General features: G+C 64.3%; 27 protein-coding genes. 14 read left to right on the top strand and 13 right to left on the bottom strand.

The window, feature by feature from the left end; all coding sequences use genetic code 11:
- Window positions 1-43: 43 nt before the first annotated feature.
- From C493_RS15780 to C493_RS15770, 3 genes are all read left to right on the top strand, one after another.
- Entirely contained in the window at window positions 44-226 is a 183-nt protein-coding gene (locus tag C493_RS15780) for a ribbon-helix-helix domain-containing protein (RefSeq protein WP_049889410.1), read from the top strand.
- A gap of 2 nt (window positions 227-228) precedes the next feature.
- Window positions 229-1,479, top strand: a complete 1,251-nt coding sequence (gene ftsZ, locus C493_RS15775) for a cell division protein FtsZ (protein ID WP_007260471.1) — start codon at window positions 229-231, stop codon at window positions 1,477-1,479.
- 190 nt (window positions 1,480-1,669) lie between these two features.
- Window positions 1,670-2,461, top strand: a complete 792-nt coding sequence (locus tag C493_RS15770; protein ID WP_007260470.1) for a nucleotidyltransferase family protein — start codon at window positions 1,670-1,672, stop codon at window positions 2,459-2,461.
- 360 nt (window positions 2,462-2,821) lie between these two features.
- Here the strand turns inward: C493_RS15770 and ncsA are convergent, their stop codons facing one another.
- A complete protein-coding gene (ncsA, locus tag C493_RS15765) occupies window positions 2,822-3,787 on the bottom strand; it encodes a tRNA 2-thiolation protein NcsA (protein ID WP_007260469.1) in 966 nt (321 codons plus the stop codon).
- Window positions 3,788-3,967: 180 nt separating this feature from the next.
- A complete protein-coding gene (locus tag C493_RS15760) occupies window positions 3,968-4,708 on the bottom strand; it encodes an alpha/beta fold hydrolase (RefSeq protein ID WP_007260468.1) in 741 nt (246 codons plus the stop codon).
- A gap of 149 nt (window positions 4,709-4,857) precedes the next feature.
- On the opposite strand from C493_RS15760, the gene C493_RS15755 reads away from it, so the two are divergent.
- Both C493_RS15755 and C493_RS15750 read left to right on the top strand, forming a co-directional pair.
- A complete protein-coding gene (locus C493_RS15755) occupies window positions 4,858-5,331 on the top strand; it encodes a DUF4442 domain-containing protein (protein ID WP_007260467.1) in 474 nt (157 codons plus the stop codon).
- A gap of 164 nt (window positions 5,332-5,495) precedes the next feature.
- A complete protein-coding gene (locus tag C493_RS15750; protein ID WP_007260466.1) occupies window positions 5,496-6,167 on the top strand; it encodes a DUF7095 family protein in 672 nt (223 codons plus the stop codon).
- 45 nt (window positions 6,168-6,212) lie between these two features.
- Here the strand turns inward: C493_RS15750 and C493_RS15745 are convergent, their stop codons facing one another.
- The 3 genes from C493_RS15745 to C493_RS15735 form a co-directional block, all read right to left on the bottom strand.
- Window positions 6,213-7,568, bottom strand: a complete 1,356-nt coding sequence (locus C493_RS15745; protein ID WP_007260465.1) for a PAS domain S-box protein — start codon at window positions 7,566-7,568, stop codon at window positions 6,213-6,215.
- 99 nt (window positions 7,569-7,667) lie between these two features.
- Window positions 7,668-8,462 (bottom strand): ABC transporter permease subunit, encoded by a 795-nt coding sequence (locus C493_RS15740; RefSeq protein ID WP_007260464.1) that lies wholly within the window; start codon window positions 8,460-8,462, stop codon window positions 7,668-7,670.
- The gene (locus C493_RS15735) at window positions 8,455-9,405 is read right to left on the bottom strand and encodes an ABC transporter ATP-binding protein (RefSeq protein WP_007260463.1); all 951 of its coding nucleotides are present in this window, start codon (window positions 9,403-9,405) and stop codon (window positions 8,455-8,457) included. Before C493_RS15735 ends, C493_RS15740 begins: the two co-directional genes overlap by 8 nt.
- Before the next feature lie 174 nt (window positions 9,406-9,579).
- On the opposite strand from C493_RS15735, the gene C493_RS15730 reads away from it, so the two are divergent.
- A complete protein-coding gene (locus C493_RS15730; RefSeq protein ID WP_007260462.1) occupies window positions 9,580-9,801 on the top strand; it encodes a hypothetical protein in 222 nt (73 codons plus the stop codon).
- Between the two features lie 58 nt (window positions 9,802-9,859).
- Here the strand turns inward: C493_RS15730 and C493_RS15725 are convergent, their stop codons facing one another.
- Together C493_RS15725 and C493_RS15720 are read right to left on the bottom strand one after the other, a co-directional pair.
- The gene (locus tag C493_RS15725; protein ID WP_007260461.1) at window positions 9,860-10,669 is read right to left on the bottom strand and encodes a class I SAM-dependent methyltransferase; all 810 of its coding nucleotides are present in this window, start codon (window positions 10,667-10,669) and stop codon (window positions 9,860-9,862) included.
- 209 nt (window positions 10,670-10,878) lie between these two features.
- A complete protein-coding gene (locus C493_RS15720; protein WP_007260460.1) occupies window positions 10,879-11,754 on the bottom strand; it encodes a deoxyribonuclease IV in 876 nt (291 codons plus the stop codon).
- Window positions 11,755-12,024: 270 nt separating this feature from the next.
- On the opposite strand from C493_RS15720, the gene C493_RS15715 reads away from it, so the two are divergent.
- Both C493_RS15715 and C493_RS22770 read left to right on the top strand, forming a co-directional pair.
- The gene (locus C493_RS15715) at window positions 12,025-13,224 is read left to right on the top strand and encodes a redox-regulated ATPase YchF (RefSeq protein ID WP_007260459.1); all 1,200 of its coding nucleotides are present in this window, start codon (window positions 12,025-12,027) and stop codon (window positions 13,222-13,224) included.
- A gap of 377 nt (window positions 13,225-13,601) precedes the next feature.
- Window positions 13,602-14,384, top strand: coding sequence for a hypothetical protein (locus C493_RS22770; RefSeq protein WP_152421181.1), 783 nt, complete (start codon window positions 13,602-13,604; stop codon window positions 14,382-14,384).
- 21 nt (window positions 14,385-14,405) lie between these two features.
- Here the strand turns inward: C493_RS22770 and C493_RS15710 are convergent, their stop codons facing one another.
- Entirely contained in the window at window positions 14,406-14,621 is a 216-nt protein-coding gene (locus C493_RS15710) for a hypothetical protein (RefSeq protein ID WP_007260458.1), read from the bottom strand.
- Window positions 14,622-14,854: 233 nt separating this feature from the next.
- Here C493_RS15710 and C493_RS22765 point away from each other — a divergent pair, with 233 nt between their 5' ends.
- Window positions 14,855-15,301: a hypothetical protein gene (locus C493_RS22765; RefSeq protein ID WP_152421180.1), complete on the top strand. Its 447-nt coding sequence runs from the start codon at window positions 14,855-14,857 to the stop codon at window positions 15,299-15,301.
- Between the two features lie 100 nt (window positions 15,302-15,401).
- Here the strand turns inward: C493_RS22765 and C493_RS15700 are convergent, their stop codons facing one another.
- Window positions 15,402-15,626, bottom strand: a complete 225-nt coding sequence (locus C493_RS15700; RefSeq protein WP_007260456.1) for a hypothetical protein — start codon at window positions 15,624-15,626, stop codon at window positions 15,402-15,404.
- A 191-nt stretch (window positions 15,627-15,817) separates the two neighbouring features.
- Between C493_RS15700 and C493_RS15695 the strand changes: the two genes are divergently transcribed.
- The gene (locus C493_RS15695; protein WP_007260455.1) at window positions 15,818-16,492 is read left to right on the top strand and encodes a hypothetical protein; all 675 of its coding nucleotides are present in this window, start codon (window positions 15,818-15,820) and stop codon (window positions 16,490-16,492) included.
- A gap of 131 nt (window positions 16,493-16,623) precedes the next feature.
- On the opposite strand, the gene C493_RS15690 is transcribed toward C493_RS15695, so the two are convergent.
- The 3 genes from C493_RS15690 to C493_RS15680 all read right to left on the bottom strand — a co-directional run bounded on the left by C493_RS15690 (window position 16,624) and on the right by C493_RS15680 (window position 19,951).
- Window positions 16,624-18,501, bottom strand: coding sequence for a carbon starvation CstA family protein (locus C493_RS15690; RefSeq protein ID WP_049889408.1), 1,878 nt, complete (start codon window positions 18,499-18,501; stop codon window positions 16,624-16,626).
- Window positions 18,502-18,695: 194 nt separating this feature from the next.
- The gene (locus C493_RS15685) at window positions 18,696-19,655 is read right to left on the bottom strand and encodes an ArsA family ATPase (RefSeq protein WP_007260453.1); all 960 of its coding nucleotides are present in this window, start codon (window positions 19,653-19,655) and stop codon (window positions 18,696-18,698) included.
- A complete protein-coding gene (locus C493_RS15680; RefSeq protein WP_007260452.1) occupies window positions 19,655-19,951 on the bottom strand; it encodes a hypothetical protein in 297 nt (98 codons plus the stop codon). The genes C493_RS15685 and C493_RS15680 overlap by 1 nt, the downstream gene beginning before the upstream one ends.
- Before the next feature lie 364 nt (window positions 19,952-20,315).
- Between C493_RS15680 and C493_RS15675 the strand changes: the two genes are divergently transcribed.
- Entirely contained in the window at window positions 20,316-21,572 is a 1,257-nt protein-coding gene (locus C493_RS15675) for a CobW family GTP-binding protein (protein ID WP_007260451.1), read from the top strand.
- Between the two features lie 43 nt (window positions 21,573-21,615).
- On the opposite strand, the gene C493_RS15670 is transcribed toward C493_RS15675, so the two are convergent.
- Window positions 21,616-22,047, bottom strand: coding sequence for a hypothetical protein (locus C493_RS15670; protein ID WP_007260450.1), 432 nt, complete (start codon window positions 22,045-22,047; stop codon window positions 21,616-21,618).
- A 116-nt stretch (window positions 22,048-22,163) separates the two neighbouring features.
- On the opposite strand from C493_RS15670, the gene C493_RS15665 reads away from it, so the two are divergent.
- The 3 genes from C493_RS15665 (at window position 22,164) to C493_RS15660 (ending at window position 24,418) form a co-directional block, all read left to right on the top strand.
- Window positions 22,164-22,388 carry a hypothetical protein gene (locus tag C493_RS15665; protein ID WP_007260449.1) on the top strand — a complete coding sequence of 75 codons (225 nt, stop codon included), beginning with the start codon at window positions 22,164-22,166 and terminating at the stop codon, window positions 22,386-22,388.
- Between the two features lie 27 nt (window positions 22,389-22,415).
- Entirely contained in the window at window positions 22,416-22,562 is a 147-nt protein-coding gene (locus tag C493_RS23125) for a hypothetical protein (protein WP_007260448.1), read from the top strand.
- Window positions 22,563-22,828: 266 nt separating this feature from the next.
- The gene (locus tag C493_RS15660) at window positions 22,829-24,418 is read left to right on the top strand and encodes a spermidine synthase (protein ID WP_007260447.1); all 1,590 of its coding nucleotides are present in this window, start codon (window positions 22,829-22,831) and stop codon (window positions 24,416-24,418) included.
- The last annotated feature ends 17 nt before the right edge of the window (window positions 24,419-24,435 follow it).

Below are 24,435 nucleotides of genomic sequence, written 5' to 3'. Positions count from 1 at the left end.
TGACAGGGGCGCGCCACCGTCTTACTCAACAGGGAATACAACAATGGAGCGTGTGACACTGCGAATTCCGAAACAGCAGATCGAGGAGGTCGAACAGCTCGTCGACTCTGGCGAGTTCCCGAACCGGAGCGAAGCCATCCGGTCGGCCGTTCGCGAGATGATCAACGAGCAACAAACCGACGGACCGAGCGAGCAGTCCGGTAAACGAACCTGGGCCAAGGTGTAACGATGCAGGATATCGTACAAGATGCGCTCGAGAACGCCGAGGAAGAAGCGAAGGCGATGGACGCCGACATGGACGGTGACGAGTTCGGCGACCCACGCATCGTTATCGTCGGCTGCGGTGGCGCGGGTAACAACACGATCAACCGGCTGTACAACATCGGCGTCGACGGTGCGGATACCGTGGCGATCAACACGGACAAACAGCACCTGAAGATGATCGAAGCCGACACGAAGATCCTCGTCGGCAAGTCGCTGACCAACGGCCTCGGTGCCGGTGGCGATCCGTCGATGGGCGAACGCGCGACCGAGATGGCCCAGAGCACGGTACAGGAGGTCCTCGGCGATGCGGACCTCGTGTTCGTGACGGCCGGAATGGGTGGCGGGACCGGGACCGGTGCCGCCCCCGTCGTCGCGAAAATCGCCAAAGAGCAGGGCGCAATCGTCGTCGGGATGGTCTCGACGCCGTTCAACGTCGAGCGCGCACGGACGGTCAAAGCCGAAGAAGGCCTCGAGAAACTACGCGATAAGGCCGACTCGATCATCGTCCTCGACAACAACCGGCTGCTCGATTACGTCCCGAACCTCCCGATCGGCAAGGCGTTCTCGGTGATGGACCAGATCATCGCCGAGACCGTCAAGGGGATCTCGGAGACGATCACCCAGCCGTCGCTGATCAACCTGGACTACGCCGACATGTCGACGATCATGAACCAGGGCGGCGTCGCCGTCATGCTGGTCGGCGAAACCCAGGACAAGAACAAGACCGACGAGGTCGTCAAGGACGCGATGAACCACCCGCTGCTGGACGTCGACTACCGTGGCGCCTCCGGCGGACTCGTTCACATCACCGGCGGCCCCGACCTGACGCTGAAAGAGGCCGAGGGAATCGCAGACAACATCACCGAACGCCTCGAGGCGTCGGCAAACGTCATCTGGGGCGCCCGGATTCAGGAGAACTACAAGGGCAAGGTACGGGTCATGGCCATCATGACCGGTGTCCAGAGCGCACAGGTACTCGGCCCGACCACGCAAAAACAGGCCGACAAGTCGCGTGCGAGCATCGAAAGCGTCTCTGACGCCGATTTCGACGCGAGCAACAACGTCGAGGACGTCAACTCTCGCTCGAATTCCCGCTCTCGGTCGCAGTCCCAGTCGGGCTCGCGTTCCGGCGGCTCGAACTCCGGCTACGGCGCCCACAGCGACGGCGGGCGCGAGGAAGTCGAGAAACACAACGGCGTCGACGTCATTCGGTAGGCGGCTCGCAGTCACGTCCGCGACACACTACCCGCCGACTTCGGCGCGCAACACACCACCGACACACCACCGACACACCACACCACCTGCGTGCCGGTCGGCGACACGAGCGTGCCATGCTCGTTTTCTTTCAGCCAGTCCAAAACGATAGTGACAACCGTCGGCAACTCGAGCCATCAGCCAGCGACGGATGCACGCACTCGTCTTCGCAGCCGGCAGAGGGACCCGTTTACGGCCGTATACGGACGACACACCGAAACCACTGCTCGAGATCGCAGGTGAGGCGCTGCTCGAGCGTACCCTTCGAACGGTCGTCGACGCCGGCGTCGAGGCGATCACGATCGTCGTCGGCTACCGGAGCGACGAGGTCCGCGCGGCGATCGGGTCGACGGTCGGCGGCGTCCCGGTTCGGTACGCGGTACAGGACGATCGACTGGGACTCGCCCACGCCGTCCGGACGGCGTTCGAGGACGGCTACGGCGTGACCGATCCCGCGGCGCTGTCGGACGCCGGTGACGACGTCCCGACGGACGTGCTCACGGTCAACGGCGACAACGTCTTCGGCCCCGACTGCGATCTCTCGCGACTCGTCGATCGCCACCGCGAGTCGGACGTCGACGGCGCGCTCTTGCTCGATCGCGTCTCGCGAAACGAGGCCGAGACGACGGCCCGGTGTGACGTCGCCGCCGACGGAACGGTGCGTTCACTCGAGTCCGCGATCGCCGACGACGAGGACCCGGGCGCCGGTTACATCGCCGCCGGCGTCCAGACCCACGACGCGCGAGCGCTGTATACGGCCTGTCGCGCGGTCGAGCGCGCCGACAGCGAAAGCGACGAGTACGAACTCGCGGACGCCCTCGAGTCGCTGCTCGCCGACGGCCGACGCTACGTCGGCGTCGACCTCGAGTGCTGGCACCTGAACGTCAACACGCCCGCGGATCTCGAGCGGGCGCGACGGTACGTTCAGGCTCGCTGTTCGTAGTTACCGGGACTCAAGAGACAGGGGCCGAGACGCACGCGCACGATCCGTGGATCCGTGGTGGCGCGCGCTGGCGCCCGTCCGAGCGAAGCGAGGCGCGAGCGAGGCGAGCACCTCGACGAGCGAACGGGGAATGGAGTGATCCGCTGAGCAACGCGCGGGCGGGCGGCGATGCGTTCGAGGGACGAAAGAGCGAGCGCGGCGCTGTGCGCCGCGAAAAGCGAACGAGTCAGCTGGGGAGGGTGTGATATCCCCAGCGTCAACGGTAGCGACTCTGTGACCGCGGTCCCGAAACAATCGTATCGGGTCGAAATACATACAGTGAGTCGAAACACCAGATCGAAGTCGGACGACGGCCGCCGATTATGCGAGCGACTCGAGCAGCGAGCACTTCCGGCAGCGTTCGCGGGTGGTCGTCGACCCGCACTCGACGCACTCCCGCAGGTCGGCGCTCTCCTCGGCGTCGTCGTTGAACTCGTCGGCGACGATGCCCGCCACCTCCTCGTAGCCCGAGAGGATCGAGTGACGGGTACCGGGGTGGTTCTCCTCGAGATCGTAGAGCAGTTGCTGAATCTCGCCGCGATAGGCCTCGCTGGCGTGGGGACACTCGGTGATGTGGGCCGGGAGGTCCTCGAGGTGGGCGTAGAGGGCGACCTCCTTTTCGGGAACGTCCCGCAGGGGCTTGGCGCGGGGGACGAACTCCTCCTGGTCCTCGCGTTCCGAGAGGGGGCCGAGGCTGGCGTCGAAGTGTTTGGCGATCTGCGAGACGTCGCCCTCGAGGAAGTTCATCAGCGCGGTCTGGGCCTCGTCGTCTAAGTTGTGACCGGTCAACAGGAGATCGGCCCCGAGTTCGTCGGCGTACTTCTCGAGGAGATCCCGCCTGAAGACGCCGCAGTAGGCGCAGGCGGCCATGTTCTCGGGGTCGTCCTCGACGACGTCGTCCATCCGGATCCCGAACTCCTCCTCGTAGGAGACCAGTTCGTGGCGGATCTCGAGATCGGCGGCGAGTTCGACGCAGGCGTCGACCGATTCGTCGCGGTAGCCCTCGATCCCCTCGTGGATCGTCAGCCCGACGAGTTCGATGCGGGGATCCTCGGCGAACGTGTCGTGGAGGACCGTCGTGAGGACGACGCTGTCTTTCCCGCCCGAGAGCCCGATCACCCACGTCTCGGGGTCGTCGGGTGTCGCGTCCTTCGGCACGAGGTCGTCTCGGCGCACCCGGCGACGAACCCGCTTTTCGACCGACTCGCGAAAGTGGTCGTCACAGAGATGCGCGCCGGAGTAGGCGGCGTGCATGACCGCCTCCGCGTCACACCGGTTACAGTCCATCGGCGCCACCTAACCAGCGAGCGCGTATGTCCGTTTCGTCTCTCGGCGACTCCCTCGAGGGGGTGATGCGTACCTGAGTGCGAACCAGGCCGGGGACTCATACGGTTTACTGTCCGTCAGGTCCGGCGCACCCGCCGCCCGGGTCGCGGTTGCGCCGGGACATCGGCACAGCAATCCGTATCAGGCCGGAACCGGCTCTTCCTCGTCGGCCTCGTCGTCGGCTTCGACGACTTCGGCGCCGTCGGCCAGCGTGGCCAGCAGCGTCTCGACGTGACGTTCGCGACTCGCCGACGAGAACAGTTCGTGGCCGCCGTCGTAGAGCACGACGTGTTCGGCGGGAACGCGTCGGCCGATCGCGCGCATGCTGACGAGCGGATCCCGAAGCGAGCAGAAAATGACCGCGTCGTGGTCGATCGTCAACAGCTCTTCTTGCCCTCGGCGGGTTTCGCGGACGAACGCCGGCGAGACCCAGTCCGGCGTCGTCGCGAGCTGGTGATCCGTCGCCTTCGAGCCGAGCGCCTCGCGATCGATCTCGCGGACCGGAACACAGGGGAACGTCGTCGGCAGCTTCGAGACGGCCTCGAGCACGGGATCGATAAACGCCTCGCCGTAGCCCCAGAAGGGACTCAGGTAGACGTGGTTGTCCGCGCCGTCGAGGGCCTGTGCGACCAGCGCGCCCGCGCTGTGGGCCAGCAGCTGGTACTCCTCGTCGAACTCGACGACGTACTCGGCGATCGGCTCGAGCCAGTCGGCTTTGAAGTCCTCGATGTTCGTGGGGAGTTCGAACGCGTGAACTCGATAGCCGGCGTCGGTCAGCTGCCCGATGAGCCAGCTGACGTTCTCGTGAGTCCAGCGGTTGGCCCAGCCCATGACGAAGACGAGTTCCTCCTCACCGTCTTCGTTGAAGATTCGGTGTCGCATAGCTCTCCGTTTGCCGGGAACCGATAAAAAAGGTCCTCTCTTGACACGAGCGAGCCGGCCCGAGCGACGGTCGCGACCGGAGGAGAGAACGGGCGGACGCGGGCCGCTCGTTTACGAACCGTTTTTTGGCGAGCGCTCGAGGAGACGGTATGCTCGCGGCCCTGCGATCTCGGCTCTACCGAATCGGCTTCAACCTCTTTCCGGCCTACCGCGGAACCGGTGGTCGGGTGACGTACATCGCCCCGGACTGGCGGGAGATCCGCGTGAAGCTCCCCAACTCCTGGCGGACGCGCAACTACGTCGGGACCACCTTCGGCGGCAGCATCTACGGGGCCGTCGATCCGTTCTACATGATGATGCTACTGAAGCGTCTCGGCGACGGCTACGTCGTCTGGGATAAAGAAGCCGACATACGCTTCAAAAAGCCCGGTCAGGAGACGTTGTACGCGCAGTTCCGGCTGACCGACGAAGAGCTCGAGGCGATCCGCGCCGAACTCGCAACCGAGGGGACGGAGTCGATCGACCGCCACTACACCGTCGACCTCGTCGACGCCGAGGGGGTCGTCCACGCGACCGTCCGGAAGACGGTGTACGTGACGACCGATCGGTCGAAGGGCGCCTGAGACCGACGAGTGCCGTTCGAGAGCGTCGCCGCACCGAATCGATTCAGACACCGATCGGCCCCGTCCTGCGATCGGGTGGCCAGTGGCGTCCGACGGCATCACTATCGCGGCCGCGCTTGCGCGGCGAAGAAACCGTTTTGCGACTCGAGCACCCACGGTCGACAATGAGTGAACGCGGATTCGCCCGCCGCGACGCGGTCGATCGCCTCGAGAGACTCGTCGACACCGTCGAGGAGGAGCGGATGCCCGTTCCCGTCCGGGAGGTCTGGGCCGTCGGCGACGTCGCGCTCGGACTGGACCCCGTCGAACGGCTCGACGTCTACCTGACGAAAGACGTCCTGTTGCGCGACGACAGCGACTCGAGCGCGACCGACGCCGACGCGGTCGCCGACGAGTACGACGTCGCGGGCATCGGACAGTCCGTCCGGGCCGACTGGGCCGCCGACCACCCGGACGCCATCCGGGCGAACGCCAACGGCCACGCCGCCCCCGAGAAGTGCCTCGCCGCCCACCTCCTCGCCGACGACGAACCGATCCACCTCGAGGTCTGTAACGCCTCCTTCGAGGACAACGTCACCCAGCGTCTCCGCGGCGCGAAGCTGCGCGAGGACTACACCCAACTGCTCGACCCACGCGGGGTCTGTCTCTGGGCCGACGGCACCCGCAGCGACGAGGCGTTTCGCAAGCTTCGGGAGAGCGAACTGGCGCTGCCGACGCTCTCGAGCGCCCTCGAGATGCTCGGGCTGGAGGACGAAGAGGCCGAGACGGCCGCAAAGGAGCTCCACGCCTGGCGCGAGCAACAGGAGGGCGTCACCGTCCGCGGCGACGTGGTGTAAAAACGGTGCGTCTCGGGCTCCGAAGCCACGCTCTCGTGCTCGCTCTTAGTCCATACTCCGCGTCCCGACCTCGACGCCGGTGATCTCGAAGCGCGCGCCGCCGTTCGTTCCGTCGGCGATCGCGATCGACCAGCCGTGGGCGTCGACGATCTCGGAGACGATTTCGAGGCCGAGTCCGGTCCCCGTATCGGTGGTCGAGTAGCCGGAGTCGAAGACTCGATCGCGCTCTTCGACCGGAATGCCGCCGCCGTCGTCTCCGAAGAAGAATCCGCCCTCGAGATCGCCGACGGTGACGGTGACGTCCGAGCCGCCGTGCTCGACGCTATTTCGTATCAAATTCTCGAGCAGCCGCTGCAATCGGGGGGCGTCGGCGACGACCGTTCGATCGGTGTCGATCCGCACGGTTGCGTTCTCGGTCTCGACGCTTCGCCAGCTCCGGTCGACGATACTGCCGAGGTCGACCGCGGACGGATCCGTGACGACCTCACCGGCTCGCGCCAGTGCTAGCAGGTCGTCGATCAGTCCCGCCATTCTGTCGTGGGCGACCGCGATCTCGTCGAGCCGGTCGCTGTCGCACTCTTCTCCGAGTAGCGAGAGGTTCCCGCTGGCGACGTTCAGCGGATTTCGCAGATCGTGGGAGACGATGCTGGCGAACCGTTCGAGCCGCTCGTTTTTCCGACGAAGCGCGCGTTCTCTGGCCTTTCGATCGGAGATATCTCGCATGGCGCCGACTCGCTCGAGTTCGTTTTCGTTCCGCGTGACGGTACTGAATCGCATCTCGACGGGGATCGTCTCGCCGTCGACGGTCGTGAAGTCGAACTCGACGAACCCGACGTCGCGACCCTCATCGGCGACCGCTTCGCGGGCCGCTTTGATCTTCTTGGTCGCACTCTCCGACCCCCACTCGTAGATATCGGTTCCGAGGAGGTCGTCGCGATCGACGCCTTTCATCGACGCGTACGCCTCGTTGACGTACGCGATCGTTCCGTCCGGATCGATCGCGTAGACGGCGTCGTCAAGCGAGTCGAGGATCGCCGCGTAGCGTTCGAGCGCGCGCTCGAGTTCGCTCGGCTCGCTCGCGACCCGCGAGACGATACTGTAGCTTCCGTCCGCCGGGCGAAACTGCGGGCGGCCGAGCGTTTGCAACCGCGTCCAGGAGCCGTCGCGACGCCGGAATCGATACTCGACTGCGCCGTCGGCATCGTTCGAGCCCCGGGGACGCAACTCGATTCGATCGCGGTCGTCCGGGTGAACGTACTCGAGAAACGACTCGCCGACGAACTCCGCGGGATCGTACCCGAATCGTTCGATCGCACCGCTCTGGTAGCGGACGGTCCCGTCTTCGTCGACCACGGTAAAGAGGTCCGGACTCTGCTCGACGAGCGCCTCGAAGTCGGGCATCGGTGTGGGCCGACGTACGTCGTCATCTCCCATCACTTATCCGGGTTTCCTCGCGGAACGCGCGCTCGAATTCAGGTTGGAGTCGGCGAACCGAATCGCTCAGCCGATATCCCGCCGCGTAAACCACAGCTGACTCGCCACGAGAAACGCGGCGGTCATCACGAGCAGGGCGCCGACGCTCACGAGGTCGTAGGTGCTTTCGAGCAGGATCTCGTTCGGATCGTAGTATCGCGTCGGCGAGAGCAGGCCGACCTCCTCGTAGCTGGTCTCTTCGAGCAGCGATTCGAGCATGAAGAGCCCGAAGACGATCCCGAGGGCGAGACGCTGGGCGATGCTGGTGCGGTCGACGGCGACGGAGGCGACCAGCCCGATGCCGGCGCAGGCGAAGAGGTATGGAATCGACAGCGCGTGGACGGCCACCAGATCCATCGCTGAGAGCGGTTCGTCGACCAGTTCGGCCGAGACGTAGACGACGACCGGCGTGACGACGTTGACGATCACGATCGGAACGGCCAGTGCCCCGAACTTCTCTGCGACGACGCGGGCCCGTGAAATCGGCATCGCGAGCAGGATATCCATCCGCCCTCGCTCGACGTCGTCGGCGATCGTTCCGGCCGCGAGATACGCGATGTAGAGCCCGAGCAGGATGATCCAGCCGAAGATGTAGAGTTCGAAGGCGAGAAAACCCTCGAGCGTCGCCATCGTCTGGACGTCGAACAGGGCCATGATCTCGTCGGGATACGCCTGGAGAAACTGTTCGTCGATGTCGTCGAACGACTCGCTGAACGAGGGGTAGACCCAGATGACGATCGCCGCGAGCAACGACATCGCGATCGAGAGGTAGATGCTGCCGCGAACGCGATTTCGGCCTTCGTACCGCAGGAGCTCAAACACCCTCATCACCGCCGTAGAATCGCAGGAAAACCGACTCGAGGGGAGCCTCCTCGATGGTCAGATCGACGAGGTCGTACTCGCCGACGGCCGCGAGCAGGTCGTCGACGGCGCCGGTAAACGTGAACGTGTGCTCGCGATACCCGCCGGGACTCGAGTCGGCGGCGTCGACCGCCGCGTCGTCGAGAGCGTCTCCGCCCCCGACCTCGAGGTCGTGGACGCCCTCGAGACCGTCTTCGAAGGTCGACCGCGGGACGGAATCGGCGGTGACGACGCGAACGACCTTGCCGCTCCGGTGGAGCAACGCGTCGATGGGCTCGACGGTGACGAGGTTCCCCGCCCGGATGATGCCGACGCGGTCACAGAGCCGACGCACCTCCCCGAGGATGTGCGAGGAGAAAAACAGCGTCAGCCCGCGGTCGCGCTCCGCTCTGACGAAGTCCGCGAAGCGCTGTTTCATCAGCGGATCCAGTCCGCTGGTCGGTTCGTCCAGAATCACCAGCTCCGGATCGTGCATGAACGTCGTCACGAGCCCGAGTTTCCGGACGTTTCCGTGGGAGTACTCGCGGATCGGTCGATCCAGCGGCGGGTCGAACAACTCGAGTAACTCGTCGCTGCGCTCGTCGCCTTTGATCCCGGCGTGGACCTCGAGGACCTCCCGGCCGGTCGCTGACTCGTCGAACTGCGGATCGTCCGGGAGGTAGCCGATCCGCCGTTTGGCCTCGATCAGTTCCCGCTCGTCGGTGATATCTCGGCCGAGGATCCGGCCCCCGCCGGCCGTCGGGGAGATGAACCCGAGGAGCAACCTGATCGTCGTCGTCTTTCCGGCACCGTTCGGTCCGAGATAGCCGAAGATTTCCCCGCGTTCGACGGTAAACGACACGTCGTCGTTGGCGACCACCTCGCCGTACTCCTTGGTCAACCCCTCGAGTTCGATCGCGGCCATAGCTCGTATAGACTGTCTCGGTCATTATAATGTAGGGTCAGAAAGCAGGTCTGGCGCCGAACGGATCGGGTACCACGGACCGTCGAAACCACGTCGGGAACCGATCCGAGACTCGAGAATCGTCCCTCGAGCGCGACGGGAACGGCTATACCCCTCGCGTGCAGTGACACCGACATGAACGAGTCGTCGGTCCTCGACCGGGTTCGCTCGCCCCGCGTCGCACTGCTCGCGAACGTCGCGCTGGTCATGACGGGGTCGGTACTGGCGTTGCTGGCCATCGTCGATATCGTCACGGGTGCGCTCATCGTCGTGATCGGGTTCGTCGGCGTTCTCGTCTCGTTGCTCGGACGGCGGAGCGAAGCCGAATCCGAGTCCGAGGCCGAGACCGAGACGTGAGTGGGGATGCCCGACGCGTCGATTCGGTGCAGCGTGTCGGAACGGACGGCGGTCCGTCTCAGACCCGTCCGACGGTGACGAAAAACGGGACGGCCTCTTCGCGGCGATACGCTCTGGCCTCCATCTGTTCGATCACGTCTCGCCCCATCTCGCGCCAGGCGCTCCTGAGCGAGTCGTACTCCGCCTCGGTCAGCGTTCCGGAGAGCATCGTTTCCCGATCGTCGGCGAGCCCCGCCCCCGTCGCCTTGCGTTGCGCCGCGAGCAGCGACGCCTCGCTGTACGGCGGCTCGACCGTCCGCACGTGATCGTACTGGCGCGTCTCGAGCACCTCGAGCCCCGCCTCCTCGAAGGCCTCGCGGGCGTCGGCGCCGAGCGCGACGTCCGTCGGAACGCCCTCGAGGTAGGCCGTGCGGGCGCGTCGCTCGAGGCGATCCTCGCGGTCCACGGTAGAGTCGACCTCGACGGCGGCGTTGTTCGGCTCGACGGCGGCGACGCGATCGGTCGAGACGCGGGCGAACTCAGCGAGGGCGGCCGCGGGATCGGGAAGGTTGATCAGCAGCGCCTGACAGACGACCAGATCGAAGCTATCGTCCGGGAACGGGAGTCGGAGGGCGTCGCCGGCGACCACGGGAACCGGGTCGTCGTGCGAGCCCGCGATTTCGAGCAGGTCGGCGTCGGCGTCGCAGCCGACGACGGTCGCGCCGTCGGGCGCCTCCTCGCGCAGGACCCGGCTCAACTCGCCGGTGCCACAGCCGACGTCCAAGATCCGCTCGTGATCGTCGAGCGCCAGCGGTTCGAGCGCCGCGCGGGAGTCGTCCCACATTCCCTCGCGGGTCCGACGCAGGTACTCTTCGGAGAACTCGCGCACGCTCGCTCGTTCGGTCGACTCGAGTAAAAGTAAATCGAAGACTCGCGACGCGGTCTGCCGTCCCGGAATACCGACGCAACCACAGGGCGGGTCGCGATCAGGGCGGAACTACCGTACAGCCGGTAGTCTGTACGAGGGAGCGCGAAACCTCGAAGACGGACGGCTGTCCGCGCTCGTACTCGCGCCCCGCTCGCGTCCGATTCGTTCGGTTACGCACTCGAGTCGCGCAGGTCACGGACTTTCTCGATGTTCCACGCGAACCCGCGGCCGTCTTCGGTGGGCGTCTCGAGCGCGAACGGCAGGTCTCGCAGATCGGGATGGTTCACGATCGCTCGCATCCCGTCCTCGCCGATGTATCCCTCGCCGATGTGGGCGTGTTCGTCCTTGTGCGTGCCGACGTCGTGTTTCGAGTCGTTGAGGTGGAGGTACTCGAGGTACTCGAGGCCGATCTCGTCGTCGAATCGTCCGACGGTCTCGTCGACGGCCTCGGGGGTCGTGAGGTCGTTGCCCGCGACCAGCGTGTGGGCGGTGTCGATACAGATGCCGATGTCCGTCTCGGTGCGGTCGATAATGCCCGCGAGGTGGGCGAACTCGCCGCCAAGCTTGGTGCCGCTGCCCGCGTCGGACTCGATGAGGATCTGGACGCTGTCGGGGACGTCGAGGTCGTCGATTACGTCCGCCGCGTTGTCGAGTCCCTGCTCGACGCCGGCGCCCGTGTGCGCGCCGAGGTGGACGTTGACGTACGGAACGCCGAGTTTTTCGGCGGCGTCGAGTTCGGCCTGCATGCTCTCTTTCGATTTCCGGCGGAGGTCTTCCTTGGGCGTACAGAGATTGACCAGGTACGACGAGTGGATCACCCACGGCCCCTCGAGTTCGGCGTCGGACTCCTCGCGGAAGCCGTCGGCGGCCTCGTCGCCGATATCGGGCTGTTGCCAGACCTGCGGCGAGGTCGTGAAGATCTGCCCGCAGTTACCGCCGAAGGCGAGTTGGCGGTGGACCGCGTTGCGAATGTCGTCGTACGGCGGCGTTTCGTCGTCCGAAGAGACGCGCGACCCGGAGATGGATACGTGTGCACCGACCTTCATGAGGGACCGTCAGTACCGATTCGTGATAGGGATACTGATTTGCGGACTCGACGGCACCTCCCTGCAGCGGAACTCCGCCTGGTCCACCGCCCTCGTCAGCGCTTCGCGCTGACCGGCCGCAGAATCGCTGTGCGATTCTGCGACGGCGACGATGAACGACGTGCTCGAATGCGCGCCGTACCCGGTTGGAATAACGGTGTGGTAAGATCACCCATGCCAGTCCCGAAGCGGAACAAAACCCGTTTAGTCGGGCCGCTCGAGTGACTGACAATGAGTACGAGTTACCGGATCGGACTCGTCGGCAAACCCTCCGTCGGCAAGTCCTCCTTTTTCAACGCGGCGACGATGAACGACGTGCCCGAAGGGGCGTATCCGTTCACGACCATCGATCCCAGCGTCGGCGAGGCCTACGTCCGCGTCGACTGCGCGGCACCCGAGTTCGACGAGGAGTGTACGCCCAACGTCGGCTACTGCGACCACGGCACCCGCTTCGTTCCGACGAAACTCGTCGACGTCGCCGGCCTCATCCCCGGCGCCCACGAGGGCGCGGGCCTCGGCAACCAGTTCCTCTCAGACCTGAACGAGACCGACGTCCTCGTTCACGTCGTCGACTTCTCCGGCCAGACCGACCTCGAGGGCGAGGCCACCGAGGGCCACGACCCCCGCGACGACATCGCCTTCCTGGAGGAGGAACTCGACCAGTGGTACCTCGGCGTCCTAGAGAAGGGGATCAACCGATACGAGTCGGGCTACACGACCGAGGACGACGCCATCGAGGAGGAGCTGGCCGAGCAGATGAGCGCGTTCAAGACGAACGAAGACGAGATCAAACGCCTGATTCGCCGAACCGACGTCGGCTTCGAACCCGACGCGTGGGACGACGACGACAAACTCGAGCTCGCCCGCGAGATCCGCAAGGAGACCAAGCCGATGGTCATCGCGGCGAACAAGATGGACACCCCCGAGGCGCAGGCGAACTACGAGGAGATCACGAGCGATCCCGACTACGAACACCTGACGATCGTCCCCTGCAGCGCTCACGCCGAGAAAGCCCTCAAGTCGGCCGACAAAGCCGACGTCGTCGATTACCGGCCGGGCGACGCCGACTTCGACATCGTCGGCGACGTCTCGAGCGAACAGGAGGAGGGACTCGAGCAGATCCGCGAGTTCCTCTCCGCGTACGGCGCGACCGGCGTGCAGGCCGCACTCGAGACCGCGCTGTTCGACGTCCTCGGCGTCACGCCGGTGTTCCCCGGCGGCGCAAACGGGCTGGGGAACGAACGCGGCGAGGTGCTGCCCGACTGCTACCTGATCCCGCCGAATTCGACCGCGGAGGACTTCGCCTACAGCCTCCACTCCGACATCGGCGACGGCTTCCTCCACGCCATCGACTGCCGATCGAACCGCCAGCTCGGGAAGGACTACGAGGTCGAATCGCGCGACGTCATCGAGATTATTACGACGAACTGAGGCGCCCTAATGTAAGGGCAACCCTATTTCTCTTCGACCTGTATCGTGCACCGTTCATTGAAACGTATATAGGGAGAAATATAACCACATACAATTAGAACAGTAGAAAGCCGCGAGATGTCGGCGAGTCTCATTCGGTAAGTGTCTGGTCTGGGCACAACCAGTGAACCCACTAGGTCCCAATTGGGCTTTTTACTGACTTCTTCAGCATTAGCACAATATTAGATGTTTTTATTTCTAGTGTAATTATGTTACCAACCCCATGTCAGAAACCATCGTTAGCCCTCCTATCTTTATTATTCTTAGAATATTTTGTTAATACTTTGTAATAGTGGTATTTATATATAGTGCCAAGGTACTACGTATGCAGTCGAAATATGGCAGATAAAAGGAAATCATCTCGTCGAGACGTTATTGGTTTAGTACCAAAAGTCGCAGCAGGTAGTGCAATCCTTGGAACAGCGGCAACGATGAGTATGTCAACAGCAAGTGCGGATCGTGGACCAGATCCGGAAGATCCCCATGATGATGTTGTCGAGGAAGTGCTCGAAGGGATCGATGGGTCAGACTTTGCAGAAATTCACTCTGCAGTTACTGGTCCAAAAAGGATGGATGACCAAGTCGGTAGTGTGAATGTCGCGCTTGCAGCTCCGATTACATATGGGGACGTTGCGCCAGGAGTGATGCCTCGGGCAGAAAACGTGACAGTCACCGTGGAACCAGATGGAACTCCTGGAGATTATGACTTACAAAATATCGTAACGCACGAGCAAGGAGATGATGGCGGTGAAGCAGCTCAAGTAGTTGATTACGCACTCGACGCAGCTTGGAGTGCATCGGTTGGACGAGTATTTCCAATACCGAATCCGATGTCAGTTGAGGGAACAACCGGTCCAGATATCTCCCAAGATTTCAATGAAACACGGATTGATGCGGACTTCGGCCGAGTAGTTGAGGAAGACATCATTGCGATTCGTTGGGAGGTCGATTTTCACGTCGATGCATCCGGAACAGTCCCACATGGTGCCTGGGTTTGGGATGTAACGCTCGAGGGGGATGTTGGTAATTACAGCACTGGAATGACTAACCCAGGGTTCAACAAGTACGATGAGTTCTCTCATACGCACACGGTGGCAATTAGTGTACAAGATTACGACTAATATGAATAGTACCATACTAAGTTAGTTATAAATAATATTTTGATTTGTCCAGCCGTTTCGTGATCTGAGGGTCTCGAAATCCCCGTTCTCGGTGCAGCCGGTGACAACGATGGCCCTTTTGCCGCCGTAGCCGCTGTCGGGTTTGATAACGAACTCGTCTCGTGCCTCAAGGATCGCCTCGGCGCGCTCGAGTTCGCCCAGCGAGCCGACGAGCGCCCACGTCTCCGGCGTCTCCATGGGTCAGATGACAAGCGCCTTGTTTCCGATGATCGCGGCCGCCAGCATGATAGCGACGACTGTCCACGAGAAGCTGATCGCCGGCGAGGGCCAGCCGCGCTCGGAGAGTTCGCGGGCGAACCGATCAGCGTACCACGCGGTGACAATCGCCAGGAAAGCATCGTCAGGGTGTCAGACAGGACCTGAAACGACGTGATCGCAATAGAGGCGACCATGACCAGCGCGTCGATTCGGTGGGCGGTGCCGAGGCGGAATGGCTCGAGGACGAGGTACGTTGCGGACGCCACCAAAAAGACGTTGGTGAGCAGGATGGGACCTCAGAAGACGCCACTCTCGACCAGGATGAGCGAGATGATGATCGGCCCGAACGTTCCATAGGTAACGAGCCGGATCTTACTGCGCAACACCGCGACGATGAGGCCGGCGATGAGCAACCTGAAGAAGATCCGGTCGGATTCGAGGGGCTGTTGAGCGAAGTCGAGTTGGTACCCGAATCGACGCCGAGCGTGGCGATGACCGCGAGCAGTTTCGCCAGCGAGGCGTACGTCGCGAACGTCGAAGCGGGTGCAGGTGGGACGCGGCCCGTCTCGTCTGCAGTCGCTCCAACGGTTCCGTTTTGGAGAAACAGTACCGATGTCGCCTCCCGGTCGAGCCACATTGCTCTCGACGAAATAAAGTGACGTACAACGGATTTACCGGCCAATCCGTCGGTTTCACAGTGAAAAACTCAGCGATGAGCGGCGGCGTAACTGATTTCACGGGTGGCAAGCATCGCCCGCGTCACCGGTTCCAGGTGAGACGCGTCACCGCGTCATTGAGGCGAGCAGTCAGTCGCGAGAACCAGGCCGCTGGTGAGACGATCCGGAGGCTAGCTTCGTCGACTTCGATGCGGTTCTCACCGTAGGGGTTTCGCTCGGCGCGCTCGTCTTCGTCGTGGTCGCCGCTCGAGACGTCGACGGCGACCGACAGCGAGCAGCGACCGCACGCTTCGCGGTCTTTGGGCATTGTCACACAATGATAGGCGTTGGCACGCAATAAATGCTCCCACGATCGGGCCCGAACTCGAGTCAGCCTCGCGGTCCGATCGCGACGACGCCGACGGACTTTTGAGCGCGTCGTGCCATCCCTCCGCATGAACGAGTCAGTCCCCGGGCTGTGGCCGTTCGGCGAGACCGCCCGAGCCGACGGCCGCGGCGGTGATTTCCGTGAGTGATCGAACGGACAGTTCCGGCGATCGCGACGTCGCGACCGACTCGAGCGAGACGGGCGCACCACCCGATACCGAAGAGATACCGGCCGACGGGCTCCAGGGCGTCCCCGACTGGGACGACGAGTACGTCGACCGGGTGAGCGACCGGCTCATGCACAACTACGACCTCGAGAAGGAGTTCGCGCTCGGCGGCGAGGAGTTCACGCTCTACGGCCAGATGGAGCTGATGAGGAAGAAACACTTCATCCACCCCGCGCTCTCGCTCGCCGAGCACGAATCGACGGAGCACCTGTTCGTGCGGCGCGTCGACCGTGTCGACGACCGAACGCTGGATCGGTTCGTCGACCTCGGACACTTGCTGTCGAACGACTGGATCGACGCCGACGAGGAGCACTTCTCGACGGAGTTTACGTTCGTCGCGATCGCCCCCTCGATTCCCGACGAGATCCGCGAGCGCGTCGAAGCCCACGACGGCCGAACGCTGCTGAAGTGGGGCTATCACGGCCACTACGAGATCAACCTGGCCGTCGTCGCACCAGAAGACGAGGACCTCGTCGCCAGCGAGAACGCGGACGTCGCGACGGCGTTTCGGCTCTGGGAACCGATCGAGGCGAGCGAACCGGGACTTCTCGGACTGATTTCGCGGCGCTTCCAGCTGTAGCTCGTCGTACTCGATCTGTCTCGCGGTGTTCGATTTCGACTCGAGTCACGTCGCTCGCGCCCTCGTTTCGGGTGTCAAAAAACGGGTATCGGCAGTCGAACTCGCGACGGCGAGTCGTGATCGCTCCGATCTTAGTCGTCGTCTGTGCTCACGTCGGCTGCGACGCCGTCGTCGGCGCCGCGAACGGTCTTCCAGTTGTCGTAGCCGATCTTGAACAGCGACAGCGCGAGGTACAGCAGGAGCGCAATGATGATCGCCTGCAGGATCGCCGACCCGATACCGAGGGCCGTCGTCTCGGCATCGGTCGTGATCCCGAGGAGTCGACCACCGACGACCTGATAGAGGCCGACCCACGCCAGTCCGAAGACCGTAATAATCGCCATCAGGACCATCGGTCCGCCGGTCGAGACGAGTTGCTTGGACTTGTTCCAGTTGGCTAACCAGATGGTGCCGGTCAGCAGCGCCAGTGCGGCAAGTAACTGATTCGCGCCGCCGAACAGCGCCCAGAGGTCCTCCCACTGGCCGGAGCCAAGGAGGACGAACGCAAAGACGGCGATGACCGTCGTGTTGATATATCGGTTCGCCGCGTACGTCTCGACGTCGGTCTCGGGAGTTCCGATGATTTCCTCCAGCATGTATCGACCCAGTCGAACGGCCGTGTCCATGCTGGTGAGGAGGAAACTCGCGAGCACGAGCGCCATGAATGGCGCAGCGTACTCGAACGGAATTCCGAAGGCCGTGAGGATCGCGCCGCCACCGGTTGCGAAGTTCGGCAGCGCAAGGGCGATCCCCTCGTCTGCAGCCGGAATCGCGACGATAACGACCGCACACAGCGCGAGCGCCGCGAGCAGTCCCTCTGCGAGCATGCCACCGTATCCGATCAGTTTCGCATCGCTCTCCTTGTTCAACTGTTTCGCCGTCGTTCCCGAGGAGACCAGCGAGTGGAATCCGCTTACGGTCCCGCAGGCGATAGTCAGGAACAACAGCGGGAACAGCGGCATCAGGGGAATCAACCCCTCGAGCGCGAGCGGCCCTTCCTGTCCGAAGAAGCCGTACCACGCGCCGGTTTCGATGTCGAAACTTAACTGCTGGCCCTCGTGGACCGCATCGCTTCCCATTCCGGTGACGAACGTGCCGACGATAACGGCGAGCAGCCCGCCGCCAACCCCGGCGTACAGGAGGAACGACGACAGGTAGTCACGCGGCTGCAGTAGCATCCACACCGGCAGGACGCTCGCTGCGGCTCCGTATATCAGCACGGTGAGAACCCACGCACCGGTGTTGGCGCTGCCGAGCAGCTCCGGAAGTATTCCGGGTGCTGAATCGAGCAGGACGATCGTTCCCTCGGGGTACGGGTCCTCGGCGGCCGGAACGAACGCCAGCGGATACTGAATGCCAACCCAAACGGAGCCGAATACGCCAGCGACGAAGACGACCGTCCCGACGGAAAACGGCAGCCCTAGCTGGTAGAGCCAGACGCCAAAGATGAACGCCAGCGCGATATAAATGACGCTCGCGGTCGCGGCCTGCGGATACGCGTCGAAGACGACGCCGATGACCAGCGCGAACACCGCGACGACGAGAATTGTCAGCAGGAACGCGAACCACAGCAACATGTTCTTGCCCCGCTCGCCGACGTACTCGCCGATGATGTAGCCGATCGACTTCCCCTCGTGTCGAACGCTGCTCGAGAGCGAGACGAAGTCGTGAACCGCGCCGATCAGCGGATTACCGATCGCGACCCATAGCAACGCGGGAACCCAACCCCAGACCAGCGCGGCCGTGATCGGGCCGACGACCGGCGCACCACCCGCGATACTCGAGTAGTGATGCCCCAACAACACCGGCTTCGTGGCCGGAACGTACTCTTGTCCGTCTTGATACTTGTGTGCCGGCGTCTCCCGGCTGTCGTCGAGGCCGACGAACTGCGAGAGGTACCGACCGTACCCGATGTAGGCAGCGGTAAACAGCACCAGCACCACTGCCACGATCCAGATTACACCTACCATGATAACGTCCCTCTATGGGGTACGAGGGAGAGACTATAAATATAATTCATTGTGGTCTACAGCAGGTGCGAATGCGCCCGCGATTCGGGGGTGTATCCGCCAGTCGTGTAAACGTTCGTACGGAATAATGCATCTTCTTACCGATGTCGTGATGGAAGATGGAAAACGGGCCGACTTCGCCGACTCGAACGCGGTCACTCGCCGACCGCAATTTCGAGGTCGTCTGCAACGTCCGCGAGGAACTCTCCTTTTACCTCTTCGACGCGGGTTTCGATCGTCCCGACGGTCGGCGCGTCGAACTCGCGTTCGATCCGCTCGAGTCGGTCGCGTTCGGTCGCGACGCGCTCGCGGAGGTAGGTCGCGCCCCGACCGTCCTCGTGGGATTCCGGCTCGGGCGTCAGTCGGTTCACGACGAGGCCGCGGACGGGGAGGTCGGCCTCCTCGAGTGACTCGATCGAGCGGGCGGTCTCCCGGACCGAGAGCTCGTCGGGGTTCAACACGAGGTAGAAGGCGGCGTTCTCACGCAGCGTCTCGCCGGCGAACGCGAAGCGCTCCTTGCGACCCTGAAGCCGCGCGAGGATCGGGTCGCCCTCCATCACTCGCCGCGGTTCTTGATTGCCGATCGCGGCCTTCTCGTAGAGGTCGATGCTGCGCTCGCGTTTGTCCGCGAGTCGGTCGATCCAGCGCTCGAGGAGGTCGGGCAGGGCGAGCAGCCGCAGCGTCGAGCCGGTCGGCGAGGTGTCGAAGACGACCCGATCGTAGTCGTCTGCGCGCTGCATGACGTCGACGAACCGATCGAACAGCGCCGCCTCGTAGGCCCCCGGCGTCTGGTGGGCCATCTCGAGTTGCAGTTCGACCTCGTTGACCATCGTCGCCGACAGTTGCGCGTTCAGCTGTTTTCGGAGGTCCAGCAGGTGGTCCTGGACTTCCTGTTCGGGATCGATCTCCAGCGCCGAGAGTCCGTCGTACCCCTCGACGGGCCGCGGTTCGTCGCCGAACTCCTGATCGAAGACGTCGGCCGTGCTGTGGGCCGGATCGGTCGAGACGACGAGCGTCTCGAGTCCGGATTCGGCACATTCGAGCGCGTAGGCGCTCGAAACGGTCGTCTTGCCGACGCCGCCCTTGCCGCCGAAGAAGGTAAACGTCGCCGTCATCAGAAGTGATACTGGTGGCCCTTGCGCTCGACGACCGACTGTCGGTCCCACATGCGCCGCTGCCAGGCCTCGTACTCGTCTTCCAGATACGGGAGCAGTTCGGCCGTGTAGTACGACACCGGACTGGGGATGCCGAACGCGTCGGGGAAACACGCCAGCATGAACGCGTCCTCCGTGTCCTCGGCTTCGGCTTCGATCTTCTCGTAGGCCGGGTGCGTGATCATCCCGTGGTAGAGTCCGCGGAGCCACTCCTCGAGCGTGGCCCTGAACGCGGCGATCCGGTCGGCGAGTGTCATCGTCGGTGATGCTCGGGGCCGAACCCAAAAAGCTGTCGCGGGACGCCGGGCACGGGCGTCGCGTCGCGCGGTCGCGAGCTGGCGCGTCAGACGGCCGTCTGCCGAACTATTACGTATCCCGCCGGTGAACCACGAATCGCACCCGGATTCCTGTCGGGGCATCCGCCCCGAATACCGCACTCGAGAGTAGCGACTCGTGGTCGGTCGCGTCGCGAAAACGGGAGCGGTGGTGTGTCTTTTGTGACGGCTCCCGTGAAATGCTCTCAACTGGATAGATATAATTGCATCGGCCTGTGGTAGACGGACCCGCGAGCCGAGGTGGCGATAGCCACGCTTCTTGACCGTCGAGCGCCAACGGCCGCGTATGGACACCGATTCGGACGCGATTCCCGTCACCGTGCTCTCCGGCGGGCTCGGCGCCGGGAAGACGACGCTGGTAAACCACCTCCTCCGGAGCGTCGACGAGCGGGACCTCGCCGTGCTGGTAAACGACATGGGCGCTGTCAACGTCGACGCCGAACTCGTCGCCGAGGGCTCGGATTTAGACCTCGACGACGGCGTCGCCGAGCTCTCGAACGGCTGCATCTGCTGTGAACTGCAGGACGACCTCGAGACCGCGGTCGTCCGACTGGCTCGCGAACGGGAGTTCGATCACCTGCTCGTCGAGGCGTCGGGGATTTCGGAGCCGGAACCGGTCGCCCGACTGTTCACCACGTCCTCGCGCGTGGCCGCCAGCTACGACCTCGACGCGCTCGTGACCGTCCTCGATACCCGGCGCTTCATGGATACGTTCGCCGGCGCCGACGTCCCCGAACGGCGGGGCGGGGCGGCGGGCGACGAGGACGGGACGCGTCCGCTCTCGGACCTGCTCGTCGAACAGCTCGAGGCCGCGGACCTCGTCGTCCTGAACAAGACGGATCTCTGCGAGCCGGCCGAACTCGAGGAGGCGGAGGCGCTCGTCACGGCGTTGCGACCCGACGCCGAAACGATCCGTACGGAGTTCAGCGCGGTCGATCCCGATCGACTGCTCGGCGTCGGACTGTTCGATTCCGCGCAACTGGGCGACGCGGCGGGCTGGCAGCGGGCGCTCGAGGACGAGGCCGACGGCCGCGGGCAGCGCCACGACCACGGTGGCAAACACGAACACGACGACGACGACCATCGCCATCCCGACGAGGTGTACGGCGTCGAATCGATCGTGGTCCGTCACCGACGGCCGTTCCACCCCGAACGGTTCGCCGCGTTCCTGCGGGCCCTCTCCGACGGCATCGTCCGTTCGAAGGGCGTCGCCTGGATCGCCGGAAGCGACCTGCAGATCGAAATCGCACAGGCCGGCCCGTCCGTTCACGCCGACGTCAGGGGGCCGTGGATCGCCGCGCTCCCCGAGATCCGGCGGGACCTCTACCGGTCGAATCGTCCCGACCTCGAGTGGCACGAGGAGTACGGCGACCGACGGACCGAACTGGTCTTCATCGGCACTGAACTCGAGGAATCGCGGCTCAGAGCGGCACTCAAGGACTGTCTGGTCACGGACGACGAGTGGGAGCGCGACGACGAACCCGACAGTCCGTTCCCGGGTGAGGTGGACGAGGACGAGACCGTCGTGCTCCGCGAGCCCTGATCGAACGGCGGCCGCGAGTATCGCCGGACAGCTTCGCGGCGGTTCAGAACGCGTCCTCGAGCGCCTCGAGGACCCGCGTTAGTTCCCCTTTGCGCTTCCAGGCGGCGATTCGGTCGCCGAACGGCAACGGTGCGGCGAGCGAGACCGACGACCGCAGGCGGACCAGCGTGCCGGCGGTCGGGGTCCCGTCGGAACCGTTTTTCTCGGCGGCCTCGAGTTCGATCCACGTCTCCATCTTCTCGAACGGTCCCTGTTCGCCCTCCTGCGTGTAGTAGATCGCGCCGTCGCGGTCCTCGAATCGCAGCGGCAACTGCATCCCGGGGCCGCTGGCGACGACCACGACCGCCTCGCCGCGGTCCTCGACGGTGTCGACGGCGAAACTCCCCTCGGCGCGGACGATCGTCGGCGGATCGAGCCACTCCCACAGCTCCGCCGGCGTCGCGTCGACGACTCGAGCGACCGTCACTTCGCGCATACCGGCTCCTTCGCTGACGTCGACATAAACACTGGTGGAGTCGGACGGGGTCGTGGCGGGGACGGCGACGGTCGAACGTGGAAACTGCTAAGTGACCGTCGGTCCCGTATTCCGCCATGGCAGACCCAGACGACGGTCGATCGGGGCTCCAGGATGGCCTCGAGTCCTCGGAGGGGGACCCGCGCGTGCTGGCGCTCATGAACGCGGTGCTGTCGACCCTGTTCGCCGCGATGATCGTCTGGGGGCTCTCGCTGGTCGGCACGCTCGAGTACAGCCTCACGACGGTGGCGCTTGCCGCCGTTGCCCTGTTCGTTCTCACGCACGTGATGACTCGACGGTAGATCGGCGTCGCGTCGCACGCGGCCGAGATGGCGCTGCGGAATCGCGGCAATCGCTCGGAGTCGCCGGACTCCGGCAAGGAGAACATCGTCGAGAACTTCCACTGCCCGGCGCTCGAACTGGGCGGGGACAACGCTCACATCGTCACCGACGACGCGGCCCCGAACTCGCGGTGAAAGGGGGGCGCGTTCGGCTCCGTTATCCACAGGGCTGGTCTGCGTCTCGATCAACCGCCACCAGGTCTCCGAAGACCGCTACGACTACGTCGCAAGGCTGGTCGAAGCGGCCGAACACCTGCCCGTCGGTGACCCGCTCGAGCCCGACTCCGTGGTCGGCCTTCCCGGCCGCCGGGAGTCGAGTCGATCCGTGTCTGCCGACTCGCCCGTGATGGCGGTGAACCGAGACGACAAGTACTCACGGCCGGACCGCTTTCGACCCGCTAATGGACGTGCGGACCGGCCGCTTCTACCGGCCCACGAAAGCAGAGCTCGCCGTCTTCGTCGCCGGAATCGTCAGCATGGGCCTCGAGATTCTGGCCGTGCGCGTCATCGCGCCCCAGTTCGGGAGCCACATCTACACCGTCGGCGGAATTCTCACCGTCTGTCTCGCCGCGTTGAGCCTCGGCTACTGGCAGGGCGGCAAGCAAGCTGCGACCGCCTCGAACCGGGAGATGTCGTGGCTGTTGCTCGCGACGGCCGTCTACATCGCCGTCGTGATCTACGCGAGCGACCTCCTGTTGAACTACACGTCGACGCTCGCCTTGCCACCGCGGTACGCCGCGCTTCCGGCCGCGATCGTCCTCTTCGGACCGCCGACCTACCTGCTCGGCTTTATTAGCCCCTACGCCGCCGAGCTATCCGAAAAGGAAGGCACCGGCGAGGCGTCGGGCCACGTCTACGCCCTCGGAACCATCGGCAGCATCCTCGGCTCGGCGGCGACCACGTTCGTCTTTATCCCCGCGTTCAGCATCGACGCCATCGGTCTCCTGTTCGGGATCTCGCTGGTCATCACCGCCCTCGTGCTCAACGCGCCCTCGCTCCCGCGAAAGCCGGTCCTCGCGAGCGTCGGAATCGCCGTCCTGCTGGTCGTCTCGAGCGGCGCCAGTCCGGTCGCAATCGACCACCGCGGCGACGTCGTCTACCAGACTCAGACCGCCCACCAGGAACTCGAGATTGTCGACGACGGCGACGTCCGGACGATGTACTTAGACGGCGCCCGCCACAGCGCAATGGATCTCGAGGACCCCGACCGACACGTCTTCGAGTACACGAAGTACTTTCACCTGCCGATGCTCATGACCGACGACCCCGGCGACGTCGACAACGTGTTGTTCATCGGCGGCGGGGGCTACACCGGTCCGCAGGACTTCGAGGAGCGCTACGACGTCGACGTCGACGTCGTCGAGATCGATCCCGACGTGACGGCCGCCGCGGCGGACTACTTCGGACTCGAGCACGGCGAGACCATGACCTCCCACGCGGCGGACGGCCGGCAGTTCCTCCGGGACAGCGACGAGACCTACGACGTGATCGTCCTCGACGCCTACAAGCAAGACCAGGTCCCCTTCCACCTGACCACCGTCGAGTTCATGGAACTCGTCAGCGACCGGTTGGCCGACGACGGCGTTCTCCACGCGAACGTCATCGCTGCGCCGGAGGGCCCCGCCGCCGAGTTCTACGAAGCCCAACACGAGACGATGGCGGCGGTCTTCCCCGACACGTACAGCTTCCGCACTTCCGACTCGAGTTCGATCCAGAACATTCAGGTTGTCGCGACGAACGAGCCGACCGGCTTCGACGAGGCCGATCTGGCGGAGCGAAACGACCAGCGCGACCTCAACGTCGACCTTTCGGACGCCGTCGCCAACCACATGGACGATCCCGACGCCGACGACGCGCCCGTCCTCCGGGACGACCGCGGCGAGGTCGACAGTCTCCTCGATCCGATGCTCGGCCAGCGGTACGTCATCGAGGAGACCGATGGGGGCGGCTCGACGGGGCCGGCCCCTGCGATGGTCAGACCGACGCCGTGAAACTGCCGACACTGACC

It is taken from the genome of Natronolimnohabitans innermongolicus JCM 12255, from assembly GCF_000337215.1.
GTDB classification, from domain to species: domain Archaea; phylum Halobacteriota; class Halobacteria; order Halobacteriales; family Natrialbaceae; genus Natronolimnohabitans; species Natronolimnohabitans innermongolicus.
Note: the sequence above shows the minus strand (reverse complement) of the source record. Positions and strands in the feature narration are given on the sequence as shown.

What these genes read in the sequence shown, in the direction of transcription:
- C493_RS15770 (WP_007260470.1), top strand. Translation starts at nt 1,670, where the DNA reads ATGCACGCACTCGTCTTCGCAGCCGGCAGAGGGACCCGTTTACGGCCG.
- C493_RS15665 (WP_007260449.1), top strand. Translation starts at nt 22,164, where the DNA reads ATGGCAGACCCAGACGACGGTCGATCGGGGCTCCAGGATGGCCTCGAG.
- C493_RS15755 (WP_007260467.1), top strand. Translation starts at nt 4,858, where the DNA reads ATGCTCGCGGCCCTGCGATCTCGGCTCTACCGAATCGGCTTCAACCTC.
- C493_RS15745 (WP_007260465.1), bottom strand. Translation starts at nt 7,568, where the DNA reads ATGCCCGACTTCGAGGCGCTCGTCGAGCAGAGTCCGGACCTCTTTACC.
- C493_RS15710 (WP_007260458.1), bottom strand. Translation starts at nt 14,621, where the DNA reads ATGGAGACGCCGGAGACGTGGGCGCTCGTCGGCTCGCTGGGCGAACTC.
- C493_RS23125 (WP_007260448.1), top strand. Translation starts at nt 22,416, where the DNA reads ATGGCGCTGCGGAATCGCGGCAATCGCTCGGAGTCGCCGGACTCCGGC.
- C493_RS15680 (WP_007260452.1), bottom strand. Translation starts at nt 19,951, where the DNA reads ATGACACTCGCCGACCGGATCGCCGCGTTCAGGGCCACGCTCGAGGAG.
- C493_RS15690 (WP_049889408.1), bottom strand. Translation starts at nt 18,501, where the DNA reads ATGGTAGGTGTAATCTGGATCGTGGCAGTGGTGCTGGTGCTGTTTACC.
- C493_RS15720 (WP_007260460.1), bottom strand. Translation starts at nt 11,754, where the DNA reads ATGAAGGTCGGTGCACACGTATCCATCTCCGGGTCGCGCGTCTCTTCG.
- C493_RS15735 (WP_007260463.1), bottom strand. Translation starts at nt 9,405, where the DNA reads ATGGCCGCGATCGAACTCGAGGGGTTGACCAAGGAGTACGGCGAGGTG.
- C493_RS15750 (WP_007260466.1), top strand. Translation starts at nt 5,496, where the DNA reads ATGAGTGAACGCGGATTCGCCCGCCGCGACGCGGTCGATCGCCTCGAG.
- C493_RS15715 (WP_007260459.1), top strand. Translation starts at nt 12,025, where the DNA reads ATGAGTACGAGTTACCGGATCGGACTCGTCGGCAAACCCTCCGTCGGC.
- C493_RS15760 (WP_007260468.1), bottom strand. Translation starts at nt 4,708, where the DNA reads ATGCGACACCGAATCTTCAACGAAGACGGTGAGGAGGAACTCGTCTTC.
- ftsZ (WP_007260471.1), top strand. Translation starts at nt 229, where the DNA reads ATGCAGGATATCGTACAAGATGCGCTCGAGAACGCCGAGGAAGAAGCG.
- C493_RS15730 (WP_007260462.1), top strand. Translation starts at nt 9,580, where the DNA reads ATGAACGAGTCGTCGGTCCTCGACCGGGTTCGCTCGCCCCGCGTCGCA.
- C493_RS15675 (WP_007260451.1), top strand. Translation starts at nt 20,316, where the DNA reads ATGGACACCGATTCGGACGCGATTCCCGTCACCGTGCTCTCCGGCGGG.
- ncsA (WP_007260469.1), bottom strand. Translation starts at nt 3,787, where the DNA reads ATGGACTGTAACCGGTGTGACGCGGAGGCGGTCATGCACGCCGCCTAC.
- C493_RS15660 (WP_007260447.1), top strand. Translation starts at nt 22,829, where the DNA reads ATGGACGTGCGGACCGGCCGCTTCTACCGGCCCACGAAAGCAGAGCTC.
- C493_RS15670 (WP_007260450.1), bottom strand. Translation starts at nt 22,047, where the DNA reads ATGCGCGAAGTGACGGTCGCTCGAGTCGTCGACGCGACGCCGGCGGAG.
- C493_RS22770 (WP_152421181.1), top strand. Translation starts at nt 13,602, where the DNA reads ATGGCAGATAAAAGGAAATCATCTCGTCGAGACGTTATTGGTTTAGTA.
- C493_RS15780 (WP_049889410.1), top strand. Translation starts at nt 44, where the DNA reads ATGGAGCGTGTGACACTGCGAATTCCGAAACAGCAGATCGAGGAGGTC.
- C493_RS15685 (WP_007260453.1), bottom strand. Translation starts at nt 19,655, where the DNA reads ATGACGGCGACGTTTACCTTCTTCGGCGGCAAGGGCGGCGTCGGCAAG.
- C493_RS15700 (WP_007260456.1), bottom strand. Translation starts at nt 15,626, where the DNA reads ATGCCCAAAGACCGCGAAGCGTGCGGTCGCTGCTCGCTGTCGGTCGCC.